This window comes from Enterobacter sp. ODB01, from assembly GCF_001623605.1.
GTDB lineage: Bacteria > Pseudomonadota > Gammaproteobacteria > Enterobacterales > Enterobacteriaceae > Enterobacter > Enterobacter kobei.
Genome location: NZ_CP015227.1, coordinates 797,968 through 824,226 on the forward strand (window position 1 = coordinate 797,968; position 26,259 = coordinate 824,226).

Below are 26,259 nucleotides of genomic sequence, written 5' to 3' on the forward strand. Positions count from 1 at the left end.
TTTTTTGTTTATTCCCTCTCCCTGTGGGAGAGGGTCAGGGTGAGGGCATCAGGCCGCAGAGGATTACAGCCCCCGCACCATCAGCGCCTCATCCAGCTCCCGATACGCCTCTACCAGCTTATCCAGCGTTGCCCTGTTAAGCCCGCTTGGATTCGGCAGCACCCACACCTGCGTCACGCCGATGGTAATGCTCTGCTTACCCCATTTAGCGCCGCGCTGGCTGAACGCCTGCTCGTAGACCTGCTTGCCGAGGATCGCCAGCGCTGCGGGCTGATAGTCCTCTATCTTTTTGACCAACTCCCGTCCGCCGCTGCGGAGCTCATGCAGATTGACCTCGCTCGCCTGCACCGTCGGGCGCTCGACAAGCATAGTAATGCCGCAGCGCGTATCCAGCAGGTGCTGTTCCTCTTCGGGCCTGAGTAATCTGTCGGTAAACCCGGCCTGGTGGATCACTTTCCAGAAGCGATTGCCCGGATGGGCGAAGTGAAAGCCGGTGTGCGCCGAGGACTTACCCGGGTTGATTCCGCAGAACACCACCCGCAGGCCAGGGGCCAGAATATCGTTGATCATTTTTACTCCCGATCAATCCATCGTAAGGTAAGTATAAAGGATTGATTATGCATTGTTTATAAAAACAGCAGGCAGGTGTGAATGGCTGGATTGCTGTAGAGAGTTACTTTATAATTCACCGCCACGGCCCCTTAGCTCAGTGGTTAGAGCAGGCGACTCATAATCGCTTGGTCGCTGGTTCAAGTCCAGCAGGGGCCACCAAATTTTAGCTTTAGAATCATATAATTAAGCCACTCTCGCGAGTGGCTTTTTTGTTTATAAGTGTTTGAGTGTCGCAAAAGTGTCGCAGTAGTTGCTACTAGAAACTCATTTATCAGCGCCTCTATCACCATTCCTCTGCTTTTCCTACTGAAGCTTTTTAATCATCGGAATGAGCTTTTTCGCCTTTTCTTTTACATAGTCGTCAAGATGAAGTTGCAAGCGCTCGTCAAATGATGTTTCTGACCGCTTTAGGAGTGTAGTTTCTGGGGGCACAAATTTACTCTTTCCGGGACTTTGATCAGTCATCAAAAGCCGCCCATCTTCCAGGGTAAAACTTAATTCCGCAAAAATATATTTGTGGCCGCCAATGTATTCAAAGGCTCTTGCTTCAGACGAGTGGCTGAACATTGTTCGATGGCCTTCAAGCATAAAATAATCTACCATTTGAGGGGTATTATCGATGAACTCTCTAATCTGAGGCGTTGATATGATTCCGGAAACATCACGTCCGTTTATAGAAACTTCAACAACTGTTTGCTCTGGCGATTCAATCCACTTATTTTCAGACAAGCCTTCAAAATCTTCTCCTGGATAAGAGGAGGACCATGAGCCTTCAAGTGTCGGACTAGACATAACCCATTTTTCAGCAAGATGGTAATTATCAATGAGTTGTTTGGAGTCCATAGTTGCCACCATGAACAAAGAAGATCCCACTACAGCAAGTACTGCCCACCATTTTTTAATAATTTGCATTTACCGTAACCCAAATCCCCAAAGATTGTATTAATTTACAACGCGAAGGCACTAATTAGAAATAGTATATTCTCAATCTGGTTGTAATCTAGATACGATTTCATAAAGATGTGGCTTACTATCGTGTAATGAAAATTAGCATTGAATCTTGATTACCATCGGGCATTGCTCAATGAATTACACACAATTTGGTTCAAACAATACTAAAAATTTTTTCAGCCTTTTTAAAATGCTGATCTCGATTCAAACCCGCACCAGCCACGGCTTTGCTGGTTTTTCTTTGTCTGCCGCCTATCGCGCCACTTGATCTTTCCGCCTCACACAAAATAAAAAATTTCCTTACTTATCTGTTGGTTACGATTTTCGTTAGATCCTACGCAGATCCCTAAAACTGAAAAACACTGAAATTCTTTTCAATCTTTTCAGTTCCGGTATTCCTTAAAGCCGCCAGCACTGGCGCGGCCTGTCGGTCTGGTTTGTAGAAAAATAAAACTGAAAAATTTTTATGATCCAAAAACCACAGGCGGGTGCGGTGTAGTGCGATTTTGGTCTGCGAAAGATTTTTTTGGCCGTGCTGTGAAGCACCAGCGCCCCGCTGTGCGCACGATCTGTTTTAAGGGTGGCTCTGAGTGTGCGAAAAGGCTGAACGCGCCATAGCGCCGCTGACAGCACGTAGCGATAACCGCTTAAGAGGTAAGAAAAGAGATATCCCGCCAGGGGATGAAGGGCATAAAAAAACCCGCTTTCGCGGGTTATGTTCTGGACAGGTTTACTTGCCAATCAACGGGGAGTATTTGCCGTTCAGCGTGTCCGCTTTCGTTCCGGTGTTCCGTATGGCTCCCGCGTTGGTCGGTGCTCCCGTATTGCTGTGCGTGTGGCTTGCCGTTTGCTCTGCCAGCTCTTTCACCACCTCGAGCGTGTCGAGCATCAGCTGCGCCACATTGATTGTGCCAGAGTCAATCCACACTACCGGGGCAATAATCTGCTGTTGCACGACCGCCACGCTTTTGCGTATCTGCCCAATTTTCTCGATCGGGTCTTTACCCGTTGTGACTGTCTGGCTCCCGGCTATGTCTGTTTCATCATTGCCGCCGATACTCGCCACGCGGTTCTTCACTGCCTGGCTATAATCCCCCGTGCATACCTGCTGAATGGCTCCGGCCATCAGTGTGGACGTGCCCAGCACGGTAATTTTATCCGTGGCTTTAATCATGGTTTCCCGGCTGACCAGCTCCCGCTGTTCCGAAGCGGCCTTAACAACCCGCGCCATTGAGGTTTCACTGATCGTCTGGTCTGTCTGCCTCACCCAGTCACCCGCCAGGGTGACGCGCTGAGACACTTCCGCACGCTGCTGTTGCAGCTGCTCGCCAGGCTGGATATCCGGTAAGCTGGTTCCCTCCGGTACGGTCTGCCGCACAAAGGGTTTACCCGGCCTTCCGCCAGTAAAAGCAATTTCAACCAGCGTCCCTTCAGGTGGAAACTGGTACATCCCGGAATCGTTACCCGCCATAGGAACCGGCAGAGGCACAGCTGAGTAAGCAGGCGTGTCTTTATCCGGGTTCCAGACTGTCACGCCGCCAGTCAGCGGTCGACCAGCCCAAGACAAACACCAGCGAAACCAATACCTGCCACAGGCCGTTTGTCATCAGCGCATCCCGTTATGTTCCAGGCTGAAGTGATTACCAGCCGGACGGGATTTGAAACGCCCGCCCCACGTTCCGCCCAGCGATTCCCAGTATTCACCCAGCGGCAGATAATCAGCCGTGTCCGTTTTGTACTGGCCATTCACGTACAGGTTAAAATCCACGGCCAGACGCTGTGTGTGCAGACTGTTGGTGGTACCGCTGCCTTTTTTAGCGTTCAGCGCCGCCTGTTCCGGCGTACGGTACGCCTCGCCAAAAGTCAGGCGATAGCCATGCTCTTCAGCCCAGTGGATCAGAATGGCCACCATCACGGTAACCCTCACATCATGCTACTGGCGCTGTTAGTCACGATATCGACGGCAGCAGCAAGAACCGGCGCAGACTGGAGGCGGCTTTCAACGGTGTAAGCCAGAACGGAAAGGGAATGGATGGCATCACGGGCACGATCAAGAATTTGTGTGCAGCGTGCGGCGGTCATGTGCTCAGTTGAAACGGCTTCCCCAGCGATTGCCCCCACATTGGCGGCGGCACTTAACGCGCAAAACTGCATGTTGGCTTCAATGGCGTTATTGACAGGAACGGACGGGAGGCTGTTAATCTGCCCCAGCATTCTATCCAATAGCCGCGAATCTTCGGTGTAATCGGTGATAGCCAAAAGCTCATCGCAGGTCAGGCGGTGCGGTTGAACCGGATTTAACTTATTGCGGAGGATCTGCGGACGCATACCAACGGCAGCAGCTACATCTTCCAGATTGTGCGCTAGCGCAAACGCTCAGCAAGCAGCATCAAAATGAGCATGTTTAGAAGTCTGATAATCAAACATTGTTAGCTCCTCCCTAATCCGTAGGATGAATTACGCGTTAAGCGAAACATCGCATTCGCTTAACGCCATTACGGTTAAGGTGACCATGTTCACTTCAACCAGCCCTTTTTTCTGTGCACCTTTAGGCTTGATAGGGAGTTTTCCGTAGGAAATCAAATTCTCAGCAGTACTTCGCGACATGCCAGTACGGCGGCAATATGCATCAAGTGGAATGTATGGATCGGGGATCACGATTGTAATGTTGGGACGCATAATGCAAACTCCTCTTGCTGTGGATACGCCAATATCCACTGTTATTAACCTATACTCGTAAAAAGTTACAACAAGGAGAGTCCAGATCGCATTAAGCGACAAATAAATCGATTTATCGCATTTTGCGAAAACCTGACTAAATTATGGGCAAATTCTCTTACGGACAAATCAGCCACAGCAATGAAGTACTCGACAGAGTGATTAATGCTTATGGCTTTACGTCTAAGCTGATGCTTGCCGATCACTTTGGAATGGCATCGAGTAGCCTGGCTGGACGCTACAAACGAGGCGGCTTTCCCGCTGACATGGTAGTTAGGTGTGTAGCTGAAACTGGCGCATCGTTAGAATGGCTTGCTACTGGTCAAGACAGGAAATTTGACGACGATGAACTCGACATTATAAAAATGCCTCGTCGAAAAATCGTTGATGGCCTTCTTTACGATGCTGGCAGGTACATGTTGGATAAGGTCTCATTCCTCCCGGGAGTCCCTTTACCTAAGTCCCCAATCTGCGTCCAGGAAGGTAATAGCCAATTTATCGTGGATACCTTATTTACTGAGGTTTATAACGATCAGTGGTTGGTTGAAATTGAAGGTAAAATAAGCATTCGCACTCTTACCCGCATCCCAATTAAGAAAGTCAGAGTAAGTGGCGTCGGCATGGCCTTTGATTGCGCAATAGAAGATATAAAAATTCTTGGTAGGGTTGTATTAACAATAAGATAAGCATAAGGATTTGAAGATGATTGACTACAAAACAGCATCAAAAGACCAACTCAAAGCGGAGATGAAACGCTTAGCAGGCGTTGTATCTGACACGCCCTTTGGTACAAAAAAAGAATTCTTTCACCTCCCTGAAATTTTGAACTCGGGCGAACGTCCGGTGGCCATTGCCAGTGGCATGATGGACGGCAACACCTGGCTCATCACACTGACAAATAAACGCGTAATTTTCCTTGATAAGGGCATGATTTTTGGTGTTAAGCAGGTTGACATCAACCTCAACAACATTGTGAGCGTAGGCGGCAAGACGGGGCTTATGTTTGGTGAAATTATGATTTCTACTAGCGGCCAAAACTACACAATCAAAAATGTCATGAAAGGCTCAGTTATACCCTTCACAAATTTAGTGAACGAAACAAAAAACTCTCTGAATGCCCCTGCCTCGCAACAACAAGAACCGACCAAAGACACTCAATCATTCGATGATCAAATGGCGAAAATTGAACGTCTTGCAAAAATGAAAGAAGAAGGGATTCTTACAGAAGAAGAATTCCAGCAGCAGAAAAAATTCATTTTGAATGGTTAATTTATGTCTGTAAGAAAGTTAGCTAACGGCCAACGGGTTGCTGATTTTTACACTGTAGACAGAACTGATGGTAAAGACGGCATGCGGGTTCGTAGGAAGTTTGTCACAAAAGGCGAAGCGCTGGCGTTTGAAAATTACACACTGCAAAAATTTGAGGACACGCCCTGGTTAGGCCAGGGCAAAGACAAACGTCGTCTTTCGGATATAGTCCATCTATGGTTTGAGCGCCATGGAATAACTTTGCGTGACGGCGAGAAACGTAAAAGCACCATGCTCTGGGCAGATCTGTGCATAGGGTCGCCCCTGGCTACTGAATTCTTAGCCCAGCTTTTCACCGCGTACCGGGCAAAAAGGCTCGATGGCCATTTTGCCCGTACTAAGCGCGTTACTCAGGTTTCGCCTCGCACCATGAACTTAGAGCACGCGTATTTCCTCGCTGTGTTCAATGAATTGAAACGACTTGGCGAATGGGAAGCGCCAAACCCGCTAGATAACATTCGACAGTTCAGAACAGAAGAAAGTGAGATGGCCTTTCTTACTGGAGAGCAGATTGACAGTCTCTTAGAAGAAAGCCACCACAGCTCTGCTAAAGATTTGGAGATGATTGTCAGAATTTGCCTGGCTACTAGTGCTCGCTGAATGACGGGTGCCCCCTTGTTGTCCCCTGAGTTTTCCTCCTGGCATTCGCCAGGCTATATTCCTCCTCTGATTTTTTGCTGCACCCTGTGCAAGCACACATGGAATCAATCAAATGTAGTCCGTCCTGCCGCTCACCCTCACAAACCCTAAAAACTAAAGAAATCCCCCATCGCGCCGATCATCATCCGTGTGTATTATTTCCTGTAGCGTTGCCCACAACTACCCTTAACTCAAATACTTAAGCGCCAAAGCGAAAGGCATCATGAGCACACCGATCAAACGGCTAGAAATCATTAAAAATGCCATTGAACTGGAAGATGACGACATCATCCAGAGCCAGCTGACACGGCTGAAGAATGAAGCGTTTGACGATGAGCTACAGGCAATCGTCGTGGCGCTTGAGCAGAAGAATTACACCGCCGCCATCAGGGCCATTACCGCCTGGCTGCAGGGCCAGCGCGCCATCACCCCGTGGCGCGACCCGCAAGTGGCAGCCAGCAAGCTGGAGCTGAAGGCGCTGGAAGAGCGTCTGCGCGATCTCATCGATCGCCGCAACGCGCGGGTGCAGCAGCTTGATGAGTTCAACGATCTCTATTTCTCCCGTCTCGGCCCGCTGATGCAGCAGATCCTCGCTCTGCGTAAAACCCTGGCGGAGCTGAACCTGCGCCGTCAGCAGGCGGAGGCGCGTCGTCGCGAGGAAGATTACCGTCGCTGCCAGCGCTATATGGCGCAGGCGGTAGAGGTGCTGGCGACGCTCACCCAGCGCTGGCGCGATCTGCCAGCCGACTCCGTGCAGGCGGCTGAAGCGCGCAAGCATCTGGAGCAGCAAAGTAATCTGATTGCTAATCTGCTGGCCGAGGCGCTGGAGCTGGAGAGCGGCTTAACGCGCGAAGAGGAGCCTGCTCGCCAGGCGCGTGACGAAGCCAACGAAGAGTACGAGAAGTATCGCGAGCAACATCACGATGTCGAAATGCGGCTGCGCAAAGGGAAGCACCTCTCTGAAGAAGATCAGAACGAACTCAAGCGTCTCTGGCGACAGGCGAGCAAACTCTGTCATCCGGACCTGGTGGCGGACGACCTGAAAGAGGAAGCCAACGCGATGATGGTGCAGCTCAACCAGGCCAAACAGCGTGGCGACGTCAAGGCTATTCGCTCGCTGGTCGCCCGCCTGCAGCAGGGCTTCGAGCCGCTGATGGCCAGCGACAGGCTGAACGATCTGGAACGTATCCGCAAAAAAATGGCGCAGGTACGCGAGCAAATCGACACCTTAGTGAACGAGCTGGCGGAGCTGGAGAAAGAAGAGTCCTGGCTGCTGGTGTCGTCGCTGAGCAATATGGAGGCGTACTTTGCTCAGCAGGAGAAAGCCCTGCACGAGGTTCGCGCCTCGCTCGAACACCAGGTGAACGAAGCGCAAATGGATTCAGCAGCCTGATTATTTAGCGTGCCAGTAGGCGCTGGCACGCACCAACTGTTGATCAATCGCGTCAGTGTCAAACTGACGGCTCAGGCTTTTTACTACCTTTCCTTCCCCGGTCAGCCAGATAAAGTACTCTTCCGCCGGAACGGTCAACGCCGCCAGACGATCCGCCACCGCCTGCTCGCTGTGGCCCACTACCCAGGTGATGTCGACGTCGCTCAGGTGCGCCAGATAGTCCTTATATGCGTCGTTCCCGACCGTTACTACCGCGTGAATTTCCGGGCGAACCGGCAGTTTAGCAAGACTCTCTAAGCGTCGACGTAGCGCAGGCATACCGGATTCATCACACACGTACAGTTGCCAGGCGTAATCTTCCGGCACCACCAGCGAACCGCGCGGCCCACCAATGGTCAACGTGTCCCCCGCTTTCGCCTCAACCGCCCAGTTGCTGGCAATGCCGCCGTCATGAATGAAGAAATCGAGCACCAGTTCATGGCGAGACTCATCATACAGCGGCGTATAGTCGCGCGTCTGCGGACGCACGCCGTCGCCCCAGTCGATGCCTTCATCAGTCACCACGGGCGGCACAAACACCGCCCCCGGTGCCGGGAAAAAGACTTTGGTGTGGTCGTCGAAGCCGCGGGAGCTAAACCCCTCCAGCGCCTCGCCACCTAATACAACGCGCTGGAAACCCGCGCTCACGCGTTCCACGCGGAGCACCGTCAGCTCGCGAAAACGCAGGTCATTACGAACACGCTGTGGGTAACGGGTAGATGCCATTTTTAGCCCCTTCTCTGATGAATACGATATATCTAAATTAATTTTTAAATGATAATGATTACTAATCAGTAAAAAAGCAAGATCTTTTAGATTGCATCTGAATATATCTTAGATATAGTTTAGATATATCAAATTGAAGGAATTACTATGCGACACGAACATGATGGCGGCGGACGCCGACCGCGCTTTTTCGGCCACGGCGATCTGCGGCTGGTGATTCTGGATATCCTGACCCGCAATGCGAGCCACGGCTATGAGCTGATCAAAGAGATTGAGAACCTGACCCAGGGTAATTACACCCCGAGCCCTGGGGTGATCTACCCGACGCTGGATTATCTGCAGGATCAGACCTTTATCACCATTACGGAAGAAGAGAACGGCAGAAAGCGAATTGCGATTACCGTGACGGGCCAGCAGTGGCTGGATGAGAACCAGGAACAGCTTGAGCACATACAGGCACGCATCAAAGCGCGTTCTGTCGGCTTCCAGCTGCGCAAAAACCCGCAGATGAAGCGGGCGCTGGATAACTTTAAAGCGGTGTTAGACCTGAAGGTGAATCAGGGAGAGCTCAGCGACGCGCAGCTTAAGCAGATTATCGGCGTCATTGACCGCGCGGCGCTCGAGATCTCCCAGCTGGATTAAGCCGGAGCGTGTTCGCTCACGCGGAAGACGCGTACCAGCTCTTTCAGGTGCATCGCCTGTTCGTTAAGCGATGCCGCCGCGGCGACGGACTCCTCCACCAGCGCGGAGTTCTGCTGGGTGGTGGCATCAATCAGGCCAATCGCGCTGTTAATCTGCGAGATCCCTTCCGTCTGCTCATGGCTGGCCTGGCGGATCTCACGCAGGATGACGTCCATCTCTTCCACGTTGCCCACCATCCCGTTGATCAGCGCGCTCGCTTTTTCCACCAGGTTCATGCCGTCCTGGGTCTGACTGGTGGAGCTCTCAATAAGCTCACGGATTTCGCTGGCCGACGACGCGCTCTTCTGGGCAAGCTGGCGCACCTCACCGGCCACCACCGCAAAGCCACGACCGTGCTCACCGGCGCGCGCTGCTTCCACGGCCGCGTTCAGCGCCAGAATGTTGGTCTGGAAAGCAATGGCGTCGATCAGGTCGATAATGTCGGACATCCGGTTCGACGTCTCGTTAATCAGGCGCATTTTGCTGGTCACCTGCTTCATCATCTCACCGTTGTTTTTGACCACCGTGGCAGCATCTGCCGAGAGGTTGGTCGCTTCGCCAGTGTGCGAGGCGGTGTTTTTCACCGTCGCGGTGATCTGCTCCATCGAGGCTGCTGTCTGTTCAACGGAACTTGCCTGCTCTTCCGTGCGCGCGGCGAGATCCTGGTTACCCGCAACGATCTGCGCGGCTGCGCTGGAGATATTCTCCGAGCCGGTTTGCACCTGCTGCACAATGTCCAGCAGACGGTTTTTCATCTCCATCAACGCATGCAGCAGTAAGCCCGTTTCGTCTTTGCCGTGCGGCGTGATGCTGCCCGTCAGATCGCCCTCTGAAATGGCCTTCGCAAAATTCACCGCCTCGCCGAGCGGACGGGTGATAGCGCGCACGATAAACCAGCCGATCAGGCTGCCTGCCGCGACGCTAAAGAGGGTGATGAGGATCAGCAGCAGTCGGTTAGACCTGAAATCCCCTTCTACCTGCGCGCCTGCACTCTGCATCTCGCTGTTTTGAATGGCAATCAGCTCCTTCACCTTCGCTTTATAAGCCTGCTGCACGGCAAGGGTGGTGGTCATCATCTCTTGAATGGCACCCGCACGATTGTTGTTCTGCACCGCCTGCAGGATGCGATAGCGCGAGTCCAGATACTGCTGGCGCACACTACGGATATCCGCCAGCACCTGCTGAGACTTTTCATCCTGCAACGCGTTGTTCAGCTCGCCCAGGATCACCGTGATGTGCTCGCTGATCTCTTTCAGGTGCTGCTGAGATTGCCCCGTGTAAGTCCCCTGCTCGTCCAGCAGCATCAGCTGTTGAGTGCTAATAAATTCCTGGAAGTTATCGATTAACTGGTTCGCTTTTACCGTGGTCGGATAATCACGGGTAATAATGGATTGCATCCCATTATTTGCCCGGTTCAGACTCAGCAGAGACAGGCTCGCGCTGATTGCCATCAGGACAATAAAGAACCCAAACGCCAGAAATAATTTCGTGCCGATCTTTACGTCATGTAAGAACATATTTACTCCATCGATGTGATTATTTCTCAGACGATCGCTGTTATCGGTAACGAATTCGCTAACTTTATGACTTTGATCGTTTTTTTATTTCATAACCATCACAATGGATAGGCAGAGACTATTAATTTCGTCTCATCGATCGTTACCAGACCACCAGAAGCGTGTTTTGCAAAACAGCATCATGGGAAACTGACTTAGGCAGGAATAAATAACTGAGGTACTTTTTTTAGTTATTTAATATTATATTAACAATAAAGCACATTAATAGTCACAAGCAGCCATAAAAAAGCCGTTTATTCCTTACGGAATAAACGGCTTTTCCGGAACTTTACTGACTCAATGGAGCACGGTTACCGCATCCTTCAGACGCCCGGCACGGTGTTTCACCATGGCAGAAATGTGCGCGCTCTCCTCGACCAGGTCGGCATTTTTCTGCGTGATGCTGTCCAGCTCGGCCACCGCACGGGTTAATTCTGAGAGCCCGGTGGCCTGCTCGGAGGTGGAGTGACTGATCTGAGCGATAAGCTGCGTCACGTTTTTCACCTGCTCGACAATGTCATCCATCGTGCGGCCGGCGGCGTGCACCTGCTCGGAGCCGGACTGCACTTTGCTGGCGCTGGCATCGATGAGTTTACGTATATCGTTAGCCGCACTGGCGCTGCGGCTGGCGAGATGGCGGACTTCGCCCGCGACCACGGCAAACCCTTTCCCCTGCTCACCCGCCCGTGCCGCTTCAACTGCCGCATTGAGCGCCAGGATATTGGTCTGGAAAGCGATGTCGTTTATCAGGGAGGTAATCGAGCCAATTCGCTGCGTGCTGTCGGCGATGTCATCCATGGTTTTGACCACGGTCTGCATCGCATTGCCGCCCTTCGTCGCCGCACTGCTCGCAGCAACGGAGAGTTTATCCACCTCGGCGGCAGTTTCAGAGTTGCTCTGCACGGACGCGGCCATCTGGTTCATCGTTGCGACGGTCTGCTGCACATTCGCTACCGTCTGACGCGTACGATCGTTCAGATCTTCATTACCCCGGGCCAGCCTGTCGCTGCCGTCACGCACGCTCACCACCTGGCTCGAGACGTCGTTGATCAACCAGCGGCACATCAGCCCAAGCTGGCCTATCGCGCGCAGGGTCAGCCCCAGCTCGTCACTGCGGTTCAGATGCTGCACGCTGTTGCGCTCCCCGGTAGCCACCCTCAGGGCCTGTCGCGCCACGTTTTCGACCGGACGCACAATCTGTTGCTCAAACAGCAGCGTCCCCAGCAGCATGACCACCGCAGCCGCAACGAGCGGCATCCACCCTGCGGAGGTGGCGATCAGCGTGGCGGCGAGGACGGCAAAAAGCACCGCCATTACGCTACGCACCCGCCAGCGCAGCGGCATGGCCGGCAGTTTACCCAGCCAGCCCTTTCCCACCACCAGCCCTTTATGAATACGTTTCTTACAGCTGCCGTCATTCAGCGCGCGGTAAAGCGGCTCCACGGTGGCTATCTCTTCCGCCGTGGCTTTGGTGCGGATCGACATATAGCCCGTCACCTTCCCGTGACGCACCATTGGCACCGCATTCGCGCGCACCCAGTAGTGGTCACCGTTTTTGCGCCGATTTTTGACAATCCCGCTCCACGGTTCCCCCTGTTGCAGGGTGTACCACATATCGGCAAAGGCGGCTTTTGGCATATCAGGGTGGCGCACCATATTGTGCGGCTGGCCCGTCAGCTCATCAAGCGGGTAACCGCTCACCTGCACAAACGTGTCGTTGGCGTGAGTAATGTAGCTGTGGATGTCTGTGGTAGACATTAAGGTGGTGTCATCGTCCAGAGGATATTCATTCTGGGTGACATAGGTTGGAGAGGACATTGTGAGCATCCCTTGCAGGTTATTTGAATGTTAAATTTGTGGGTAATTGTTTTTTCGGCGGTAACCAATTTATCTTTAGTTGTTAAACTTGATGGAGATCGCAGATTTCACTTAAACCGCACTTTTTGTGAGAATTTATAATTCATTGATTTGAAATACTTTCTCTTTGAAATTACCTGCAAAGCATGACCTGTTAACGCCCGCTTAAGTGGCATGCAGTGCACTCCTTTCGTGCAATTGCGCTTTTATGCCCCGTCCTGCACGTGCTGTGCCTTATCGCTAAATCCCGTTTCGGTTGTATCGGCATGATTAAATATTGTGCAACATTATTTTAACCTGGCGTTTATCCCGATTTTCGTTAAGTCCTCTGAAGTGGCGTAATCCCTGCAATACTTAAACCAGTATCATGTGATACGCGATCCCCGGGAGCATATTTTGAACAGGTTACCTTCCAGCGCCTCGGCTCTTGCCTGTACCGCGCACGCATTGAATCTCATAGAGAAGCAAACGCTTGATCATGAGGAGATGAAACAACTTAACCGAGAGGTCATCGATTACTTTAAAGAGCACGTCAATCCAGGATTTCTGGAGTATCGCAAATCTGTTACCGCCGGCGGGGATTACGGAGCCGTAGAGTGGCAAGCGGGAAGTCTGAACACGCTTGTCGACACCCAGGGACAGGAGTTTATCGATTGCCTTGGTGGTTTTGGTATCTTCAACGTGGGGCACCGTAATCCAGTTGTGGTTTCCGCCGTACAGAATCAACTTGCGAAACAACCTCTCCATAGCCAGGAACTGCTCGACCCGCTTCGCGCCATGCTCGCGAAAACGCTGGCGGCCTTAACGCCCGGCAAACTGAAATACAGCTTCTTTAGTAACAGCGGCACGGAATCGGTCGAAGCGGCGATTAAACTCGCCAAAGCGTACCAGTCGCCGCGTGGGAAATTCACCTTCATTGCCACCAGCGGCGCGTTCCACGGTAAATCCCTGGGCGCACTGTCGGCGACCGCTAAATCCACCTTCCGCAAGCCGTTTATGCCGCTGCTGCCGGGCTTCCGCCACGTGCCGTTCGGCGACATTAACGCCATGCGCACCGCGCTGAATGAATGCCGTAAAACCGGCGATGACGTGGCGGCGGTGATCCTGGAGCCGATTCAGGGCGAAGGCGGCGTGATCCTGCCTCCGCAGGGCTATTTGCCTGCCGTGCGTCAGCTGTGCGATGAGTTTGGCGCCCTGCTGATCCTCGACGAAGTCCAGACCGGGATGGGACGCACCGGCAAGATGTTTGCCTGCGAGCACGAGAACGTTCAGCCAGACATTCTGTGTCTGGCGAAAGCGCTCGGCGGCGGCGTGATGCCGATTGGTGCTACGGTAGCCACCGAGGAGGTATTCTCGGTGCTGTTCGACAACCCGTTCCTGCATACCACGACCTTTGGCGGTAACCCGCTGGCCTGTGCGGCCGCGCTGGCGACCATCAACGTGCTGCTGGAACAAAACCTGCCTGCGCAGGCGGAGCAGAAAGGCGACATGCTGCTGGATGGCTTCCGCCAGCTGGGCCGGGAATATCCGGATCTGGTGCAGGATGCACGCGGCAGAGGGTTATTGATGGCGATTGAGTTTGTCGACAACGAAATCGGCTATAGCTTCGCGAGCGAGATGTTCCGCCAGCGGGTACTGGTGGCCGGAACGCTCAACAACTCGAAAACCATCCGTATTGAACCGCCGCTGACGCTGACGATTGAGCAGTGCGAGCAGGTGCTGAAAGCGGCACGTAAAGCGCTGGCAGCACTGCGTGTGAGCGTGGAAGAGGCGTAAAAAGCGCCGGGTGACGCTACGCTTACCCGGCCTAAGCAAGCCCGGTAAGCGTTAGCGCCACCGGGCAGTTTTTTACCGGTGAAACTCCGCCACCGTCATGGTGAAGCGAAGCACGGTATCGCCTTCGTTCCCATAGCCGTGCGCCATTTCTGTTTTGGCGACCGCCGACGCGCCAGCCTCAACCTGCGTCACCGTCTCGCCCACCGTCAGCGACAATACCCCCTCGTTCACGTGTAGCAGTTCACATGTGCCTGCCGGGTGCCCCGGTGAAGAGAAGTGTTCCCCCGGCTGCATCTCCCACTGCCACAGTTCAATCATGTCCGGGCCAGCGGTACCCGCCAGTAATCTGGCAGAACCGCCCTTTGCGCCCTGCCACAGAACCGGGATGGCCTGTTTTTCAATAACATGCACGACTGGTTCGCTGGAGACGTTAACAATATCCGCCACGGAAACGCCCAGCGCGGCAGCCAGTTTGCACAGGATAGCGATACTGGGATTGGCGGCCCCCTTTTCGATTTCCACCAGCATGCCTTTGCTGACGCTGGCGCGGCGGGATAGCTCATCCAGCGACAATTTTTTATCTTTACGCCAGTTGCGGATGCGGTTCGCCACGGCCAGGCTTACCTGGGCAACATCGGCCCCCTGCTCAGTCATTATATTGACTTTATCAGTCATTGGTCACTACCATGGTATAAAACAGTCAATACAGGATTATTTATGTCTCTCGTTACGCCGTCAATAGACCCGCGTCTTGCCGGGATTGCCCCGGGCTTTCGGGCGCTGAGCATTCTGGTTGAAGCCGCACAGATTACCCATCCAGAAGTTGCCCCCGCCGCGCTGACGCAGGCTTGCCAGCAGGTGTTGAATGATGATGTACCGTGGGCACAAGCGCATCTCGCTGCCTGGGATGAGGTATTTAAAAACTTTGGCGCGAAGCCAAAACGTACCCCCTGCTCGGCCTCCGCACTGCGAAAGCGGGTGCTTAAAGACGGTTCGCTACCTTCACTCGACCCGGTGGTGGACATCTATAATGCGGTCAGTATTCGCTACGCCATTCCGGTAGGGGGCGAGAATCTCGCGGCCTATTCCGGTGCGCCGCGCCTGACGCTGGCCGAGGGCAATGAACCCTTTGACACCCTGAAAGAGGGCCAGCCGGTGGTGGAATACCCGGATGCTGGCGAGGTCATCTGGCGCGACGATATGGGCGTCACCTGTCGTCGCTGGAACTGGCGACAAGGAATACGTACCCGTCTTGATAGCCAGGCGCAGACCATGTGGTTTATTCTCGAAAGTCTGCCAACGATGCCGTCAGGTGCGCTCGAAGAAGCGGGCGAGGAGCTGGTCAGCAATCTGCAACGATTAATGCCAGGCGCAACGGCTCAGGTTCAACTGCTGGAACTGTAAGAGGACAACACGATGTTTCACGGGTTAAGTGCGTTTCCGTTAACGCCCCTGAAAGAGGGGAAGTTTGACGAGCAGGCCTTTATCAACCTGCTGCGCCCCCTGATCGACGCGGGGGTGGATTCGCTGGGTATTCTGGGTTCAACGGGCAGCTATGCCTACCTCACCGTTGAGGAGCGCACGCACATTACCCGCTGCGCGGTAGAACATGCCAATGACATTCCGGTCATGGTCAGTATTGGCGCACTGAGACTGGATGACATTCTGCGTCTGGCTGAGCACGCGCAGAAGGCAGGTGCATCCAGCGTGCTGATGGCACCGGTGTCGTACCAGCGTTTGACGACGGACGAGGTCTATTCGCTGTATGAGACGGTAACTCGCCAGCTCTCCGTCCCGCTGTGCGTTTATGATAATCCCGCCACCACCGGGTTTGAGTTTAGCGACGAGCTGATGTTTGCCGTGGCGGCGCTGCCCAATATTGGCTCGGTGAAAATGGGCCACATGCCGGAGGATGTGTCGCAGGTGCGGGCGCGTCTTCCGAAGACGGTCACGCTGGGGATAAGCGGCGACTGGCGGGCAGGATCCGCCCTGCAGGCCGGGTTTGACGTCTGGTATTCCGTCGTCGGCGGGCTGTTCCCTCAGGCGGCACTGGCAATTGCGCACTCGAAGGACAGCATGGAATCAGAACGTCTGGAGCCACTGTGGGCGCTGTTCCGCCGTTACGGCAGCTTGCGGGTGATGGCGGCGGCAGCCGAGATGATGGGAAAAGTGGAGGCACCGGCGCTCCCCTTCCCACTGCAGGCGATTCAGGGTGAGCCGCGCGAGGCGCTTGCTGCGATCCTGGCGGACCTTAAGCTGGCCTGAAAAATGCCGGGTGGCGCTAGCGCTTACCCGGCCTACAAAACTTCATCAATCTGTTGCGTCCCCGATCAAACGTGGAATCTCGCAATAATGATTCCTTTTCCAGTATGAGATATCATTTCCCGATAATCGGCCAGCCACCTCTGAGGGACCATGCGCTATTTTTTTCTGGAATGGGTCAATCCTTTCGAAATCATGATGCTTAATTCGCTTGCTCAGGATCATCCCGTTAAGCAAATTAATCGCATTATGCGACGTTATAAATCAATCAATGCCCTGTTACCAGGCAACGCATTAAAAAAATGGCATAAACGCACCCACTGTGCTGTGAAATTATCAGCAATCAAGCCCGATGATATTGCGATTTGCAATGGATACAGCGTCTTTCCATTCCTGGATTATGTCGCCAGTATGCCTTGTAAAAAAGTGCTGATTCTCCGCGACTCCGTTGAAGCCCTGACACGGAAACGACGTCACCTTGGGCAACTGGCTCAGGATCAAGATTACATCGAGACCGTTCGCCCGGTCTTTGATGCTATTTATAGCTTTGATCCCGCCGATTGCGAACGTTATAACCTGCGTGCGATTGAGCAGTTTTTGCCCTTTAGCTGGAAAGAAATCGAGCAGTTTCAAAAACAAAATCCAACTGAAAATAAAAGCTGTTTTTTTGTCGGTGGCTATGAACCCATTCGCGCAAATGTTGTGCGCACATTGACGCCGGTACTCGAAAATTGCGGCTACAAGACAGATTTCTACCTGCTGGATAAGTACGATAACCAGGGTAACTATCCCGATAATTGTCAAAATAAAAAACTGAGTTATCAGGAAAATATTGAAAAAGCCAAACGCTGCTCTGTCATGCTGGAAATAAACAAACCTGAGCAACAGGGATTAACTCTCCGCGCTCTGGAAGCCCTGATTCTGAATAAGAAGCTGATCACCACAAACGCGTCGATTAAAAACATGGCGCTTTACCATCCCGACCGTATTTTCATTTTTAACGGTGTAAATACCGAGAGTCTGGAAGCGTTTCTTCACAGCGACCTGCCTGAAAGAGATGAAAAACTCCTCAGACAATATTGTGCAGACAGCCTGCTCACAACGTTACAAAAGCATCATCCCTGATCGATGCTTGCCCGGCAGACCGGTCTACCGGGCAAAAAAAACTACTCCGGCAACAACCCCACAAAACTGCGTTTTTTGCGCGGCTCCGACATCAGGTCCTCAAGCTTATCCACGCACGCCAGATAGTGCGGCGTCTGCTTATGCGCCAGCACCGCCGCTTCGTCTTTATAGGCTTCGTAGATAAAGAACCGGGTTTTCACCCTCGGATCCTGCAGGACGTCAAAACGCAGGTTTCCCGGCTCCTTAATCGCCCCTTCATGGTTGGCGCGAAACACCGTCAGAAACTCGTCCACCCGCTCGGGTTTGATGTTGATCTCCACTAACGTCACGTTCATTTTGCTTCTCCCTGTTTCTCTTCCTGCCAGAACTGGAACGCTTCACGGGCGCTCATGTTCTCGTGAACCACTTTTTTCACTGCCTTCAGCATGGCGAGCGGCGCGCTGGACTGGAAGATATTGCGCCCCATGTCCACACCGGATGCGCCCTGGTCAATCGCGCGCCAGCACATCTCCAGCGCCTCGTGCTCCGGCAGCTTTTTGCCGCCGGCGATGACGATCGGCACCGGGCAGCTGGCGGTGACTTTTTCAAAGCCCTCATCCACATAATAGGTTTTGACGAACTGCGCCCCCATTTCGGCGGCAATGCGGCTGGCAAGTGAGAAATACCGCGCGTCGCGCGCCATCTCTTTCCCCACCCCTGTCACCGCGAGGGTTGGCATGCCGTAGCGGGCACCGGCGTCGACAAGCTTGATGATGTTGTTGATCGACTGATGCTCGAACTCGCTGCCAATGTAGACCTGTGCTGCGACCGCGCAGACGTTCAGCCGGAGCGCATCTTCCATTGCCACCGCCACGCACTCGTTGGACAATTCGCCCAGAATTGAGTTACCGCCGGAGGCGCGCAGCACAACCGGTTTGTTGGTGGCCGCAGGCACGGTGCTCCGCAGGATACCGCGGGTACACATCAGCACATCGGTTTCGCCAAACAGCGGCGCAATGGAGAGATCGATACGCTCAAGGCCGGTGGTCGGCCCCTGGAAATAACCGTGGTCAAAGGCCAGCATCACCGTGCGGTTGCTTTGCGGGTTGAAGATGCGCGAAAGCCTGGACTGCATCCCCCAGTCCAGCGAACCACAGCCCTTCAGGGTAAACGGCACATTTTGCTGTGGCGTGCCGATGCCAAAATCCTTCCCGTCTTTGATGTCGTCTAAATCAGCCATTTGTTCCCCCGTCAGAAATCGTATTTGTTGATGTTCTCTTTAGTGAACACCACGCGTTCCGGCAGCAGCACGATGCCGTTACCTTTCGCCTCATACTGGTAGCCCTGCACGCTGTTCGGTTCGACCTTCAGCGTACCGATCTCTTTCACGTCCACGCTGTCGCCAACGTTAAGATCGCCTTTTTTCAGTAAACGATCGGCGACATTGACCGCAATTTTGCCCTGTTGCACCACGTCCCACAGGCCGAAGGCTTTTACCGTGCCGCGCTCCACGTATGGACGCATGACGTTTGGCGTGCTGAACCCGACAATCGCCACCCCTTCCCGCTTCAGGTTTTCTGCTGCCTGCGCAGCGGCTGGCAGGGCGTTGGCATCCGGGGCGATGATCGCATCCAGATCCGGATACGCTTTTAAGATCCCCTCGGCGGTTTGCAGGGATTTGGTGGCATCGTTATAGCCAAACTGAGTGGTCACGATCTGCCACTGAGGATGATCTTTCTCGATTTTAGCCTTCGCCTCTTTCACCCACTGGTTCTGGTCGGTGACCGTTGGGCTGGAGTAGAAGAATGCCACTTTGGCATTCGGTTTGGTGACCTGCTTGCCCGCCATCTCCACCAGCAGGCCGCCGAGCTGTTCCGGCGTCCCCTGGTTGATATATATGCTGCGGCACTCCGGTTTGGTGTCGGAATCCCAGGTCAGCACTTTGACGCCGCGCTGCATCGCGCGTTTTAAGGCCGGGCAGAGGCCGTCCGGCGACACGGCAGAGACGATAATCGCGTTGTAGCCCTGGTTAACGAAGTTGTTGATGAGCTGCACCTGGCCGGAAACGCTCGGCTCGGTTGGACCGTCATAGGTGACGTCCACGCCGAGGTCTTTCCCCGCCTCTTTCGCACCGTTGCCGCCGCTGGTGAAGAAGCCAACCCCCACCAGTTTCGGGATAAAGGCAATCCGATCCGCCGCCTGCGCCGAGGCGAAGCTGAGGGCCATTGCCAGGACTATCAGTTTTGTTTTCATCTTTACGCTCCGGAAAGTTTTCTAAAGAGAGAACGCACCCATTCGCGGTGCAGACTCAGCGAACGACCCATCACCACCACAACCAGCAGCGCTTCTGAAAGCGCGCTCGATACCTGGTTGGGGATGCCGACCATCTGTAAACCCTGTTGCAGGTACCCCACCAGCAGCGCTGCCAGCGCCGTACCGACAACCGAACCTGACCCGCCGTAGATATTCGCCCCGCCGAGTACGGCGGCGGTGAGCGCAGGCATCAGCAAATCGCGCCCCAGATCTGACCGCGCGGAACCGAAATAGGAGACCATGACCAGTGCGGCAATGGCCGAGGCCACGCCCACCAGACCATACAGCGCGTAGGGCATACCGTTAACCGACAGCGCCGCATAGCGTGCCGCACGCGGGTTCTGGCCAATCAAAAACAGATGACGGCCAAAGCGCCCGCGGTGGGTAATCAGCCAGAAGAAAACGGTAATCACAGCGAACAGCACCAGCGGGAGCGGCAGGCCAACGACCGTGAGATTCGCGAACGCGGTAAAGCTGTCCGGGAAGCCGCCGATGCCCTCATAGCCCGTCGCCCCCGCCATGCCGGAAAGCAGCAACGCCCCGCCACCGTAGAGATAGAGCGTGCCGAGGGTAATCACCAGTGGACTGATGCCGGTGTAGTGGATCAGCGCCGCATTCACCAACCCGCACAGCAGGCCGAGCAGCAGCGTCAGCGGAATGGCCACCGCCATCGGCCACCCGGCCTGCATCATCACCCCCAGCGCGATGGCGCACAGGCCGATGGTCGAACCCAGCGAGATGTCGATCCCGCCGCTGATAATGACAAGCGTGAGCGGCAGCGCCACGATACCGATACAGATGAAGTCGCTGGTGCTGAACAGCAGCATATTGATGTCGAGCATGCGCGGGTTAATGGCGCCAAAGAGCAGGATCTCCAGCACCAGCAAAACCAGCAGCGCGCTTTCCCAGTTAAGCTTCATTTACGCCACCTCTTTTTTGCGTTTGGGAAAGGGAGTGACGTGCTTTCCCCCTCTGTGACCTGGCTGGAAGCGGCCGTATTTCAGCGCCCGCTGATGGCGCGCCAGCGCCTGACGCAGCCGCCCGTCGAGCACCAGTACGCCCAGCAGCACCAGCCCGGCGATAAAGTCATTCCACCAGGCTGGCAGCCTGAACAGCACCAGTACGGTGTCGATTTGGGTGAGGAAGAAAGCCCCAAGCAAGGCACCGATCAGCGTGCCGGTGCCGCCCAGCAGAGAGATCCCCCCGAGCACGCAGGCGGCGATGGCCTTCATCTCCAGCCCGCTGCCGGTCTGGTTGGGGACAAAACCAATTTGCGCGGCAAAGACAATCCCTGCGCAGGCCGCCAGCATGCCGTTCAGGGTAAAGGCGAGCATGCGGGTGCGGTTCACCGCTACGCCCAGCTGACGCGCGGCGGCGAGGTTATCCCCCACCGCGTAGAAATCACGGCCGAACGCGGTACGCGACAGCGTCCACGCGCCCGCGGCTGCGATAATTAACACCACCATACCGAGTGGCGACATGCCGATGGCAAGCGGTTCAGAGAGAGATTTCAGCCCCGGCGGCAACCCTTCAATCCACTTCCCGCCCGTCCAGAGCAGCATCGCCCCGCGATACAGCCCCAACGTGCCGAGGGTGGCGACAATCGCCGGGATGCGCAGCCCCACCACCAGCACGCCGTTGAACGCCCCGGCCAGTGCGCCAATCGACAGTGCGAAGAGGATGGAAACGGGCAGGCTGTAGCCGCCATTGAGCGCCACGCCGACGGCGATTGCCGACAGCCCAACGGTCGAGCCCACCGAGACGTCAATATTGCGGGTCAGCATGACCAGCGCGGCACCGATGGCCAGCAGGATCAGGATCTGGGCACTGGCGAAGATCATCCCCAGCGTTTGCAGGCTGAAGTAAGACGGGTTCAGCGCCACCAGCACGGCAAACAGTGCCAGAATGGCGAGAAACGCGCTCAACTCACGGTTCTTTAATAAGGTCTTCATGATTGCCCTCCGAACGCCAGCGCCATCATCCTGTCGAGGCTAACGGCATGGCGCGGCAGCTCGCCGCTGAGTACGCCCTGATGCATCACCAGTACGCGATCGGCAAGGCCCGGGAACTCATCGAGATCGCTTGAGATCATCAGTACCGCGACGTTCTGCGCGGCTACGCTTTTGATGAGCTGGTAGATATCGGCGCGCGCGGAGACGTCCACGCCACGCGTCGGTTCATCGACAATAAGAAGTAAAGGATTGGCCTCCAGACAGCGCGCCAGCAGTACCTTCTGCTGGTTGCCGCCGGAGAGCGTACGCACGGTTTGATCCGCATGGTTGAGCTTAATCCCGAGTGCACGGTGATAGCGCTCTACCACCGCCGACTCCCGCTTGCGCTGCTGCCAGAAAGACGGCTCGTTCAGCACCACGGTGTTCCAGCGGATCGGCGCGTCGAGGAACAGGCCGGAAACCTGCCTGTCTTCCGGCAGGTAAACCAGCCCTTTTTCCAGACGTGAACCAGGCGGCTCGGCAGTGATTTCCTGATTCTCCAGCCAGACGCGCCCCCCGCGCACCGGACGCAGGCCGTAAAGCGTTTCGGCAAACTCGGTGCGCCCGGATCCCACCAGCCCGGCCAGGCCGACGATCTCACCGGCGAAGATCTCAAGACTCAGATCGATAAACCCCTCCCCGGTGAGATCCTCCACGCGCAGCACCGGGAAATCCTGCGGCTGGGTGCGGCGGTTGCCCGGCAACGCCAGCCACAGCTTTTGCGTCTCGCTCAGAGATTTTTCCCGACTCACTGGCGTCATGGCGGCAATCAGGGCGTTATCGTCAAACTGCGCGGTTTCACCGCTCAGCACCACTGCACCGTCGCGCATCACCGAGATGTGGCTCGAAAGCAGGCGAATTTCCGGCAGCTTATGCGAGATAAAAACAATGCCGACGCCAAGCGCCTGCAACGCACGGATCTGGCGGAACAGGCGTTCGGTTTCGCCGGGCGTGAGCGAGGCGGTGGGTTCGTCGAGGATCAGGATCCTGGCGTTGCGCATTAATCCGCGGAGGATCTCTACCATCTGCTGATCCGCCACTTCCAGAGTGCTGGCGGTGGCATCAAGGTTAAGCTGGCATTGCAGCTGCTGGAGCTTATCGGCCAGGCGCGGTTCCAGATCCCGTTCACGGGGCAGGCGAAAGAGGATGTTTTCCCGCACCGTCAGGTTGGGGAACAGCAGCGGCTCCTGCGGTACCAGATAAATGCCGAGCTTATGCGCCTGCGCTGGCGTAAGCCGTGCAAAAGACTCCCCCGCAACCGAAAGTTCACCGCTGTCGGGCGTTTCAACTCCGGCGATGATCTTCATCAGCGTCGATTTTCCCGCGCCGTTCCCGCCCATCAGGGCGTGTACCTGGCCCGCGAGCAGCGTGAAATCAATGCCTTTTAACACCGGCACGCCCGAGAACTGCTTGCTGATCCCCCGCGCTTCAATAAGTGGTGTCATCATCGCTCCGCTATTGAACAAATGATTTTTAGATTTAATAATGTTCAAAAGCGTAGACGGTGAACTATATTTACAACCGTGCAGGGATCACAGTTTTATTGATTAAGATCCAGATAAAACAGAAACCCGCTTAAAGATCCGTTTTGTCGCGTGGCTCACATTTTCCCTTCGCGTCATCACGAACATATGATCTAAATTTTTATAAGAGTTCAATTATGAGCGATAAACGCACTGCGGAAGAAGGACGGTTTGCCGGGCTGGCGCTGGCGGAAGAGGAGCTGGTGGCGCGCGTGGCCTGGTGCTATTACCACGACGGGCTGACCCAGAACGACATCGGTGAGCGACTCGGGCTGCCGCGTTTGAAGATCTCCCGTCTGCTGGAGAAAGGCCGCCAGTCCGGGGTGATCCGCGTGCAGATCAACTCCCGTTACGAGGGCTGTCTGGCGCTGGAAACCGAACTACAGCAGCGCTTTGGGCTGAAGCTGGTGCGCGTGATGCCCGCCCTGAATACGCCGCCGATGAACGTGCGGCTGGGCATTGGCGCGGCGCAGTCGCTAATGGGCGTGCTGGAGCCCGGCCAGCTGTTGGCGGTGGGATTTGGTGAAACGACCATGAGCAGCCTGCAGCACCTGAGCGGCTTTATCAGCTCGCAGCAGATCCGCCTGGTGACGCTCTCCGGCGGCGTCGGGCCGTATATGACCGGTATCGGCCAGCTGGACGCGGCCTGCAGCGTCAGCATGATCCCCGCCCCGCTGCGCGTGTCATCCGCCTCCGTTGCCGGGATCTTAAAACGTGAAACCAGCGTGCGGGACGTGATCCTCGCCGCCACCGCCGCCGACGTGGCGGTGGTTGGCATTGGTTCGGTGAACCAGCGCCGTGACGCCACGATACTGCGCTCCGGCTATATCAGCGAAGGTGAACAGCTGATGTACGCCCGCAAAGGCGCAGTCGGCGACATTCTCGGTTATTTCCTTAATGCCGAGGGGGAATACGTTGAGGAGCTGGAGATCCATAAAGAATTACTCGGCGTCACGCTCGATGAACTGGCGCAACTGCCCACCATCGTTGGCGTGGCCGGCGGGGAAGAGAAAGCCGATGCGATTTATGCCGCACTTAAGGGTCGCCGTATCAATGGCCTGGTGACGGAGGAGACGACAGCCCGCGCGGTGCTGGCCCTGACGTAACGGGGATGCCCTGCGCTAACAACGAGGCAAGCTCATGAGTTACCTTTTAGCGTTAGATGCAGGGACCGGCAGCGTTCGCGCCGTGATTTTCGATTTACAGGGCAACCAGATTGCCGTCGGCCAGGCCGAGTGGAAGCACCTGAGCGTGGAGAACGTGCCGGGGTCGATGGAGTTCGATCTCGACACCAACTGGCGCCTGACCTGCCGGTGCATTCATCAGGCGCTGGAACGCGCGCACCTGGGCGCGGCGGATATTCAGTCCGTCTCCTGCTGCTCGATGCGCGAAGGGATTGTGCTGTACGACCGCAACGGCGAGGCCATCTGGGCCTGTGCCAACGTTGACGCCCGCGCCAGCCGCGAGGTGGCGGAACTCAAAGAGATCCACGACAACCGCTTTGAATCCGAAGTGTATGACGTCTCCGGGCAAACTCTCGCCCTGAGCGCCATGCCTCGCCTGCTGTGGCTGGCGCACCATCGCCCAGACATCTACCGCAAAGCCGCGACCATCACCATGATCAGCGACTGGCTGGCGGCGAAACTTTCCGGCGAGCTGGCGGTGGATCCCTCCAATGCGGGCACCACCGGCATGCTGGACCTCTTCTCCCGCGACTGGCGTCCGGCGCTGCTGGACATGGCCGGGCTGCGCGCCGACATTCTCTCCCCGGTGAAAGAGACCGGCACCGTGCTGGGGGCCATTACCCGTGAAGCCGCACAGCAAAGCGGCCTGCGCGAGGGCACACCGGTAGTGATGGGCGGCGGCGACGTGCAGCTGGGCTGTCTGGGGCTGGGCGTGGTCCGCGCCGGACAAACGGCGGTGCTGGGCGGCACCTTCTGGCAGCAGGTGGTGAACCTGCCGCAGGTGCGCACCGACCCCGATATGAATATCCGCGTGAACCCGCACGTCATCCCCGGCATGGCCCAGGCGGAGTCGATCAGCTTTTTCACCGGGCTGACCATGCGCTGGTTCCGCGACGCCTTTTGCGCAGAAGAAAAGCTGATTGCCGGGCGGATGGGAGTGGACACCTATACTCTGCTGGAAGAGATGGCGAGCCGCGTGCCGGCAGGCTCCCACGGGGTGATGCCGATCTTCTCCGACGCGATGCATTTCAAGCAGTGGTACCACGCCGCGCCGTCGTTTATTAACCTCTCTATCGACCCGGAAAAGTGCAACAAAGCGACGCTGTTCCGTGCCCTGGAAGAGAATGCGGCAATCGTTTCGGCCTGCAACCTGGCGCAGATTTCGCGCTTCTCCGGCGTGACGTTTGAAAGTTTAGTTTTTGCGGGCGGAGGAGCAAAAGGCGCCCTGTGGAGTCAGATCTTAAGCGACGTCACCGGGTTGCCGGTACGCGTGCCGGAAGTGAAAGAGGCGACAGCGCTCGGCTGCGCGATTGCGGCAGGCGCAGGCGCGGGATTATTTGCAGATATGGCCTCAACGGGCGAGCGGCTGGTGAAGTGGAGCCGCGAGTTCACGCCAAATCCCCAGCATCGTGAGCTGTATGACGGCATGATGCAAAAATGGCAGGCGGTGTATGCCGACCAGCTTGGGCTGGTGGATAGCGGGCTGACCACATCGATGTGGCAGGCCCCGGGATTGGTACGGGCAGCGGCGCCGTAAAATACGCCGGATGGCGCTGCGCTTATTCGGCCTACGGTTTTGTAGCCCCGGTAAGCGCAGCGCCACCGGGGAAGTTCTTTGAGATCTAT

The 26,259-nt window shown here is 55.5% G+C and carries 25 protein-coding genes, 1 tRNA gene and 3 pseudogenes; 13 read left to right on the plus strand and 16 right to left on the minus strand.

Annotated elements, in window-relative coordinates:
- Positions 1-63: 63 nt before the first annotated feature.
- The gene (gene mug, locus A4308_RS03775; RefSeq protein WP_045281426.1) at positions 64-570 is read right to left on the minus strand and encodes a G/U mismatch-specific DNA glycosylase; all 507 of its coding nucleotides are present in this window, start codon (positions 568-570) and stop codon (positions 64-66) included.
- Between the two features lie 125 nt (positions 571-695).
- Between mug and A4308_RS03780 the strand changes: the two genes are divergently transcribed.
- Positions 696-771: transfer RNA gene (locus A4308_RS03780), tRNA-Ile, on the plus strand.
- 144 nt (positions 772-915) lie between these two features.
- On the opposite strand, the gene A4308_RS03785 is transcribed toward A4308_RS03780, so the two are convergent.
- Positions 916-1,524: a hypothetical protein gene (locus A4308_RS03785; protein WP_045134845.1), complete on the minus strand. Its 609-nt coding sequence runs from the start codon at positions 1,522-1,524 to the stop codon at positions 916-918.
- 172 nt (positions 1,525-1,696) lie between these two features.
- Between A4308_RS03785 and A4308_RS22880 the strand changes: the two genes are divergently transcribed.
- Positions 1,697-1,831 (plus strand): hypothetical protein, encoded by a 135-nt coding sequence (locus tag A4308_RS22880; protein ID WP_256046264.1) that lies wholly within the window; start codon positions 1,697-1,699, stop codon positions 1,829-1,831.
- 462 nt (positions 1,832-2,293) lie between these two features.
- On the opposite strand, the pseudogene A4308_RS03790 reads toward A4308_RS22880, so the two are convergent.
- The 4 genes and pseudogenes from A4308_RS03790 to A4308_RS03805 all read right to left on the minus strand — a co-directional run.
- A pseudogene (locus tag A4308_RS03790) lies at positions 2,294-3,085 on the minus strand (hypothetical protein); the annotation flags it as partial.
- Between the two features lie 84 nt (positions 3,086-3,169).
- On the minus strand, positions 3,170-3,475 hold the full coding sequence (locus A4308_RS03795) for a M15 family metallopeptidase (protein ID WP_045134846.1): 306 nt from the start codon (positions 3,473-3,475) through the stop codon (positions 3,170-3,172).
- Between the two features lie 11 nt (positions 3,476-3,486).
- A pseudogene (locus A4308_RS03800) lies at positions 3,487-3,990 on the minus strand (phage regulatory CII family protein).
- Positions 3,991-4,020: 30 nt separating this feature from the next.
- Positions 4,021-4,242 carry a hypothetical protein gene (locus A4308_RS03805; protein ID WP_014885294.1) on the minus strand — a complete coding sequence of 74 codons (222 nt, stop codon included), beginning with the start codon at positions 4,240-4,242 and terminating at the stop codon, positions 4,021-4,023.
- A gap of 143 nt (positions 4,243-4,385) precedes the next feature.
- Between A4308_RS03805 and A4308_RS03810 the strand changes: the two genes are divergently transcribed.
- From A4308_RS03810 to A4308_RS03825, 4 genes and pseudogenes are all read left to right on the plus strand, one after another.
- Positions 4,386-4,967: a phage repressor protein CI gene (locus tag A4308_RS03810; RefSeq protein WP_045281425.1), complete on the plus strand. Its 582-nt coding sequence runs from the start codon at positions 4,386-4,388 to the stop codon at positions 4,965-4,967.
- 16 nt (positions 4,968-4,983) lie between these two features.
- Positions 4,984-5,550: a PH domain-containing protein gene (locus A4308_RS03815; protein WP_014885296.1), complete on the plus strand. Its 567-nt coding sequence runs from the start codon at positions 4,984-4,986 to the stop codon at positions 5,548-5,550.
- A 3-nt stretch (positions 5,551-5,553) separates the two neighbouring features.
- Positions 5,554-6,186 (plus strand): annotated as a pseudogene (locus A4308_RS03820) (phage integrase); the annotation flags it as partial.
- 265 nt (positions 6,187-6,451) lie between these two features.
- Positions 6,452-7,621 (plus strand): molecular chaperone DnaJ, encoded by a 1,170-nt coding sequence (locus tag A4308_RS03825; protein WP_023331343.1) that lies wholly within the window; start codon positions 6,452-6,454, stop codon positions 7,619-7,621.
- On the opposite strand, the gene A4308_RS03830 is transcribed toward A4308_RS03825, so the two are convergent.
- The gene (locus A4308_RS03830) at positions 7,622-8,386 is read right to left on the minus strand and encodes a siderophore-interacting protein (protein WP_023331344.1); all 765 of its coding nucleotides are present in this window, start codon (positions 8,384-8,386) and stop codon (positions 7,622-7,624) included. It abuts the gene before it with no gap.
- A 147-nt stretch (positions 8,387-8,533) separates the two neighbouring features.
- On the opposite strand from A4308_RS03830, the gene A4308_RS03835 reads away from it, so the two are divergent.
- Positions 8,534-9,028 (plus strand): PadR family transcriptional regulator, encoded by a 495-nt coding sequence (locus tag A4308_RS03835; protein ID WP_014885300.1) that lies wholly within the window; start codon positions 8,534-8,536, stop codon positions 9,026-9,028.
- Here the strand turns inward: A4308_RS03835 and A4308_RS03840 are convergent.
- Both A4308_RS03840 and A4308_RS03845 read right to left on the minus strand, forming a co-directional pair.
- Entirely contained in the window at positions 9,025-10,584 is a 1,560-nt protein-coding gene (locus A4308_RS03840; protein WP_014885301.1) for a methyl-accepting chemotaxis protein, read from the minus strand. The genes A4308_RS03835 and A4308_RS03840 overlap by 4 nt on opposite strands.
- A 336-nt stretch (positions 10,585-10,920) precedes the next feature.
- On the minus strand, positions 10,921-12,441 hold the full coding sequence (locus A4308_RS03845) for a methyl-accepting chemotaxis protein (RefSeq protein WP_014885302.1): 1,521 nt from the start codon (positions 12,439-12,441) through the stop codon (positions 10,921-10,923).
- A gap of 435 nt (positions 12,442-12,876) precedes the next feature.
- On the opposite strand from A4308_RS03845, the gene ygjG reads away from it, so the two are divergent.
- Positions 12,877-14,256 carry a putrescine aminotransferase gene (gene ygjG, locus A4308_RS03850; protein ID WP_049010849.1) on the plus strand — a complete coding sequence of 460 codons (1,380 nt, stop codon included), beginning with the start codon at positions 12,877-12,879 and terminating at the stop codon, positions 14,254-14,256.
- Between the two features lie 72 nt (positions 14,257-14,328).
- Here the strand turns inward: ygjG and A4308_RS03855 are convergent, their stop codons facing one another.
- Complete coding sequence (locus A4308_RS03855) at positions 14,329-14,931, minus strand: helix-turn-helix domain-containing protein (RefSeq protein WP_014885304.1); 603 nt, start codon at positions 14,929-14,931, stop codon at positions 14,329-14,331.
- Between the two features lie 42 nt (positions 14,932-14,973).
- On the opposite strand from A4308_RS03855, the gene A4308_RS03860 reads away from it, so the two are divergent.
- The 3 genes from A4308_RS03860 (at position 14,974) to A4308_RS03870 (ending at position 17,643) form a co-directional block, all read left to right on the plus strand.
- Complete coding sequence (locus A4308_RS03860; protein ID WP_023331348.1) at positions 14,974-15,660, plus strand: B3/B4 domain-containing protein; 687 nt, start codon at positions 14,974-14,976, stop codon at positions 15,658-15,660.
- A 12-nt stretch (positions 15,661-15,672) separates the two neighbouring features.
- Positions 15,673-16,521, plus strand: coding sequence for a dihydrodipicolinate synthase family protein (locus tag A4308_RS03865; RefSeq protein ID WP_045281423.1), 849 nt, complete (start codon positions 15,673-15,675; stop codon positions 16,519-16,521).
- 150 nt (positions 16,522-16,671) lie between these two features.
- Positions 16,672-17,643, plus strand: coding sequence for a hypothetical protein (locus A4308_RS03870; RefSeq protein ID WP_045134799.1), 972 nt, complete (start codon positions 16,672-16,674; stop codon positions 17,641-17,643).
- Between the two features lie 41 nt (positions 17,644-17,684).
- Here the strand turns inward: A4308_RS03870 and lsrG are convergent, their stop codons facing one another.
- Genes lsrG through lsrA form a run of 6 tightly spaced genes read right to left on the minus strand, consistent with a single transcriptional unit; the run spans position 17,685 to position 23,371 of the window.
- A complete protein-coding gene (gene lsrG, locus A4308_RS03875; RefSeq protein ID WP_023331350.1) occupies positions 17,685-17,978 on the minus strand; it encodes a (4S)-4-hydroxy-5-phosphonooxypentane-2,3-dione isomerase in 294 nt (97 codons plus the stop codon).
- On the minus strand, positions 17,975-18,862 hold the full coding sequence (lsrF, locus tag A4308_RS03880; protein ID WP_014885309.1) for a 3-hydroxy-5-phosphonooxypentane-2,4-dione thiolase: 888 nt from the start codon (positions 18,860-18,862) through the stop codon (positions 17,975-17,977). Before lsrF ends, lsrG begins: the two co-directional genes overlap by 4 nt.
- 11 nt (positions 18,863-18,873) lie before the next feature.
- Positions 18,874-19,875: an autoinducer 2 ABC transporter substrate-binding protein LsrB gene (gene lsrB / locus A4308_RS03885; protein ID WP_014885310.1), complete on the minus strand. Its 1,002-nt coding sequence runs from the start codon at positions 19,873-19,875 to the stop codon at positions 18,874-18,876.
- Positions 19,876-19,877: 2 nt separating this feature from the next.
- Positions 19,878-20,855, minus strand: a complete 978-nt coding sequence (gene lsrD, locus A4308_RS03890) for an autoinducer 2 ABC transporter permease LsrD (RefSeq protein ID WP_063308472.1) — start codon at positions 20,853-20,855, stop codon at positions 19,878-19,880.
- On the minus strand, positions 20,856-21,887 hold the full coding sequence (gene lsrC / locus A4308_RS03895; protein WP_023338805.1) for an autoinducer 2 ABC transporter permease LsrC: 1,032 nt from the start codon (positions 21,885-21,887) through the stop codon (positions 20,856-20,858).
- Positions 21,884-23,371, minus strand: a complete 1,488-nt coding sequence (gene lsrA, locus A4308_RS03900) for an autoinducer 2 ABC transporter ATP-binding protein LsrA (RefSeq protein ID WP_023331353.1) — start codon at positions 23,369-23,371, stop codon at positions 21,884-21,886. Before lsrA ends, lsrC begins: the two co-directional genes overlap by 4 nt.
- A 215-nt stretch (positions 23,372-23,586) precedes the next feature.
- Between lsrA and lsrR the strand changes: the two genes are divergently transcribed.
- Complete coding sequence (gene lsrR / locus A4308_RS03905; RefSeq protein ID WP_063308473.1) at positions 23,587-24,555, plus strand: transcriptional regulator LsrR; 969 nt, start codon at positions 23,587-23,589, stop codon at positions 24,553-24,555.
- Positions 24,556-24,589: 34 nt separating this feature from the next.
- The gene (lsrK, locus tag A4308_RS03910) at positions 24,590-26,170 is read left to right on the plus strand and encodes an autoinducer-2 kinase (RefSeq protein WP_045281422.1); all 1,581 of its coding nucleotides are present in this window, start codon (positions 24,590-24,592) and stop codon (positions 26,168-26,170) included.
- Positions 26,171-26,259: the final 89 nt, after the last annotated feature.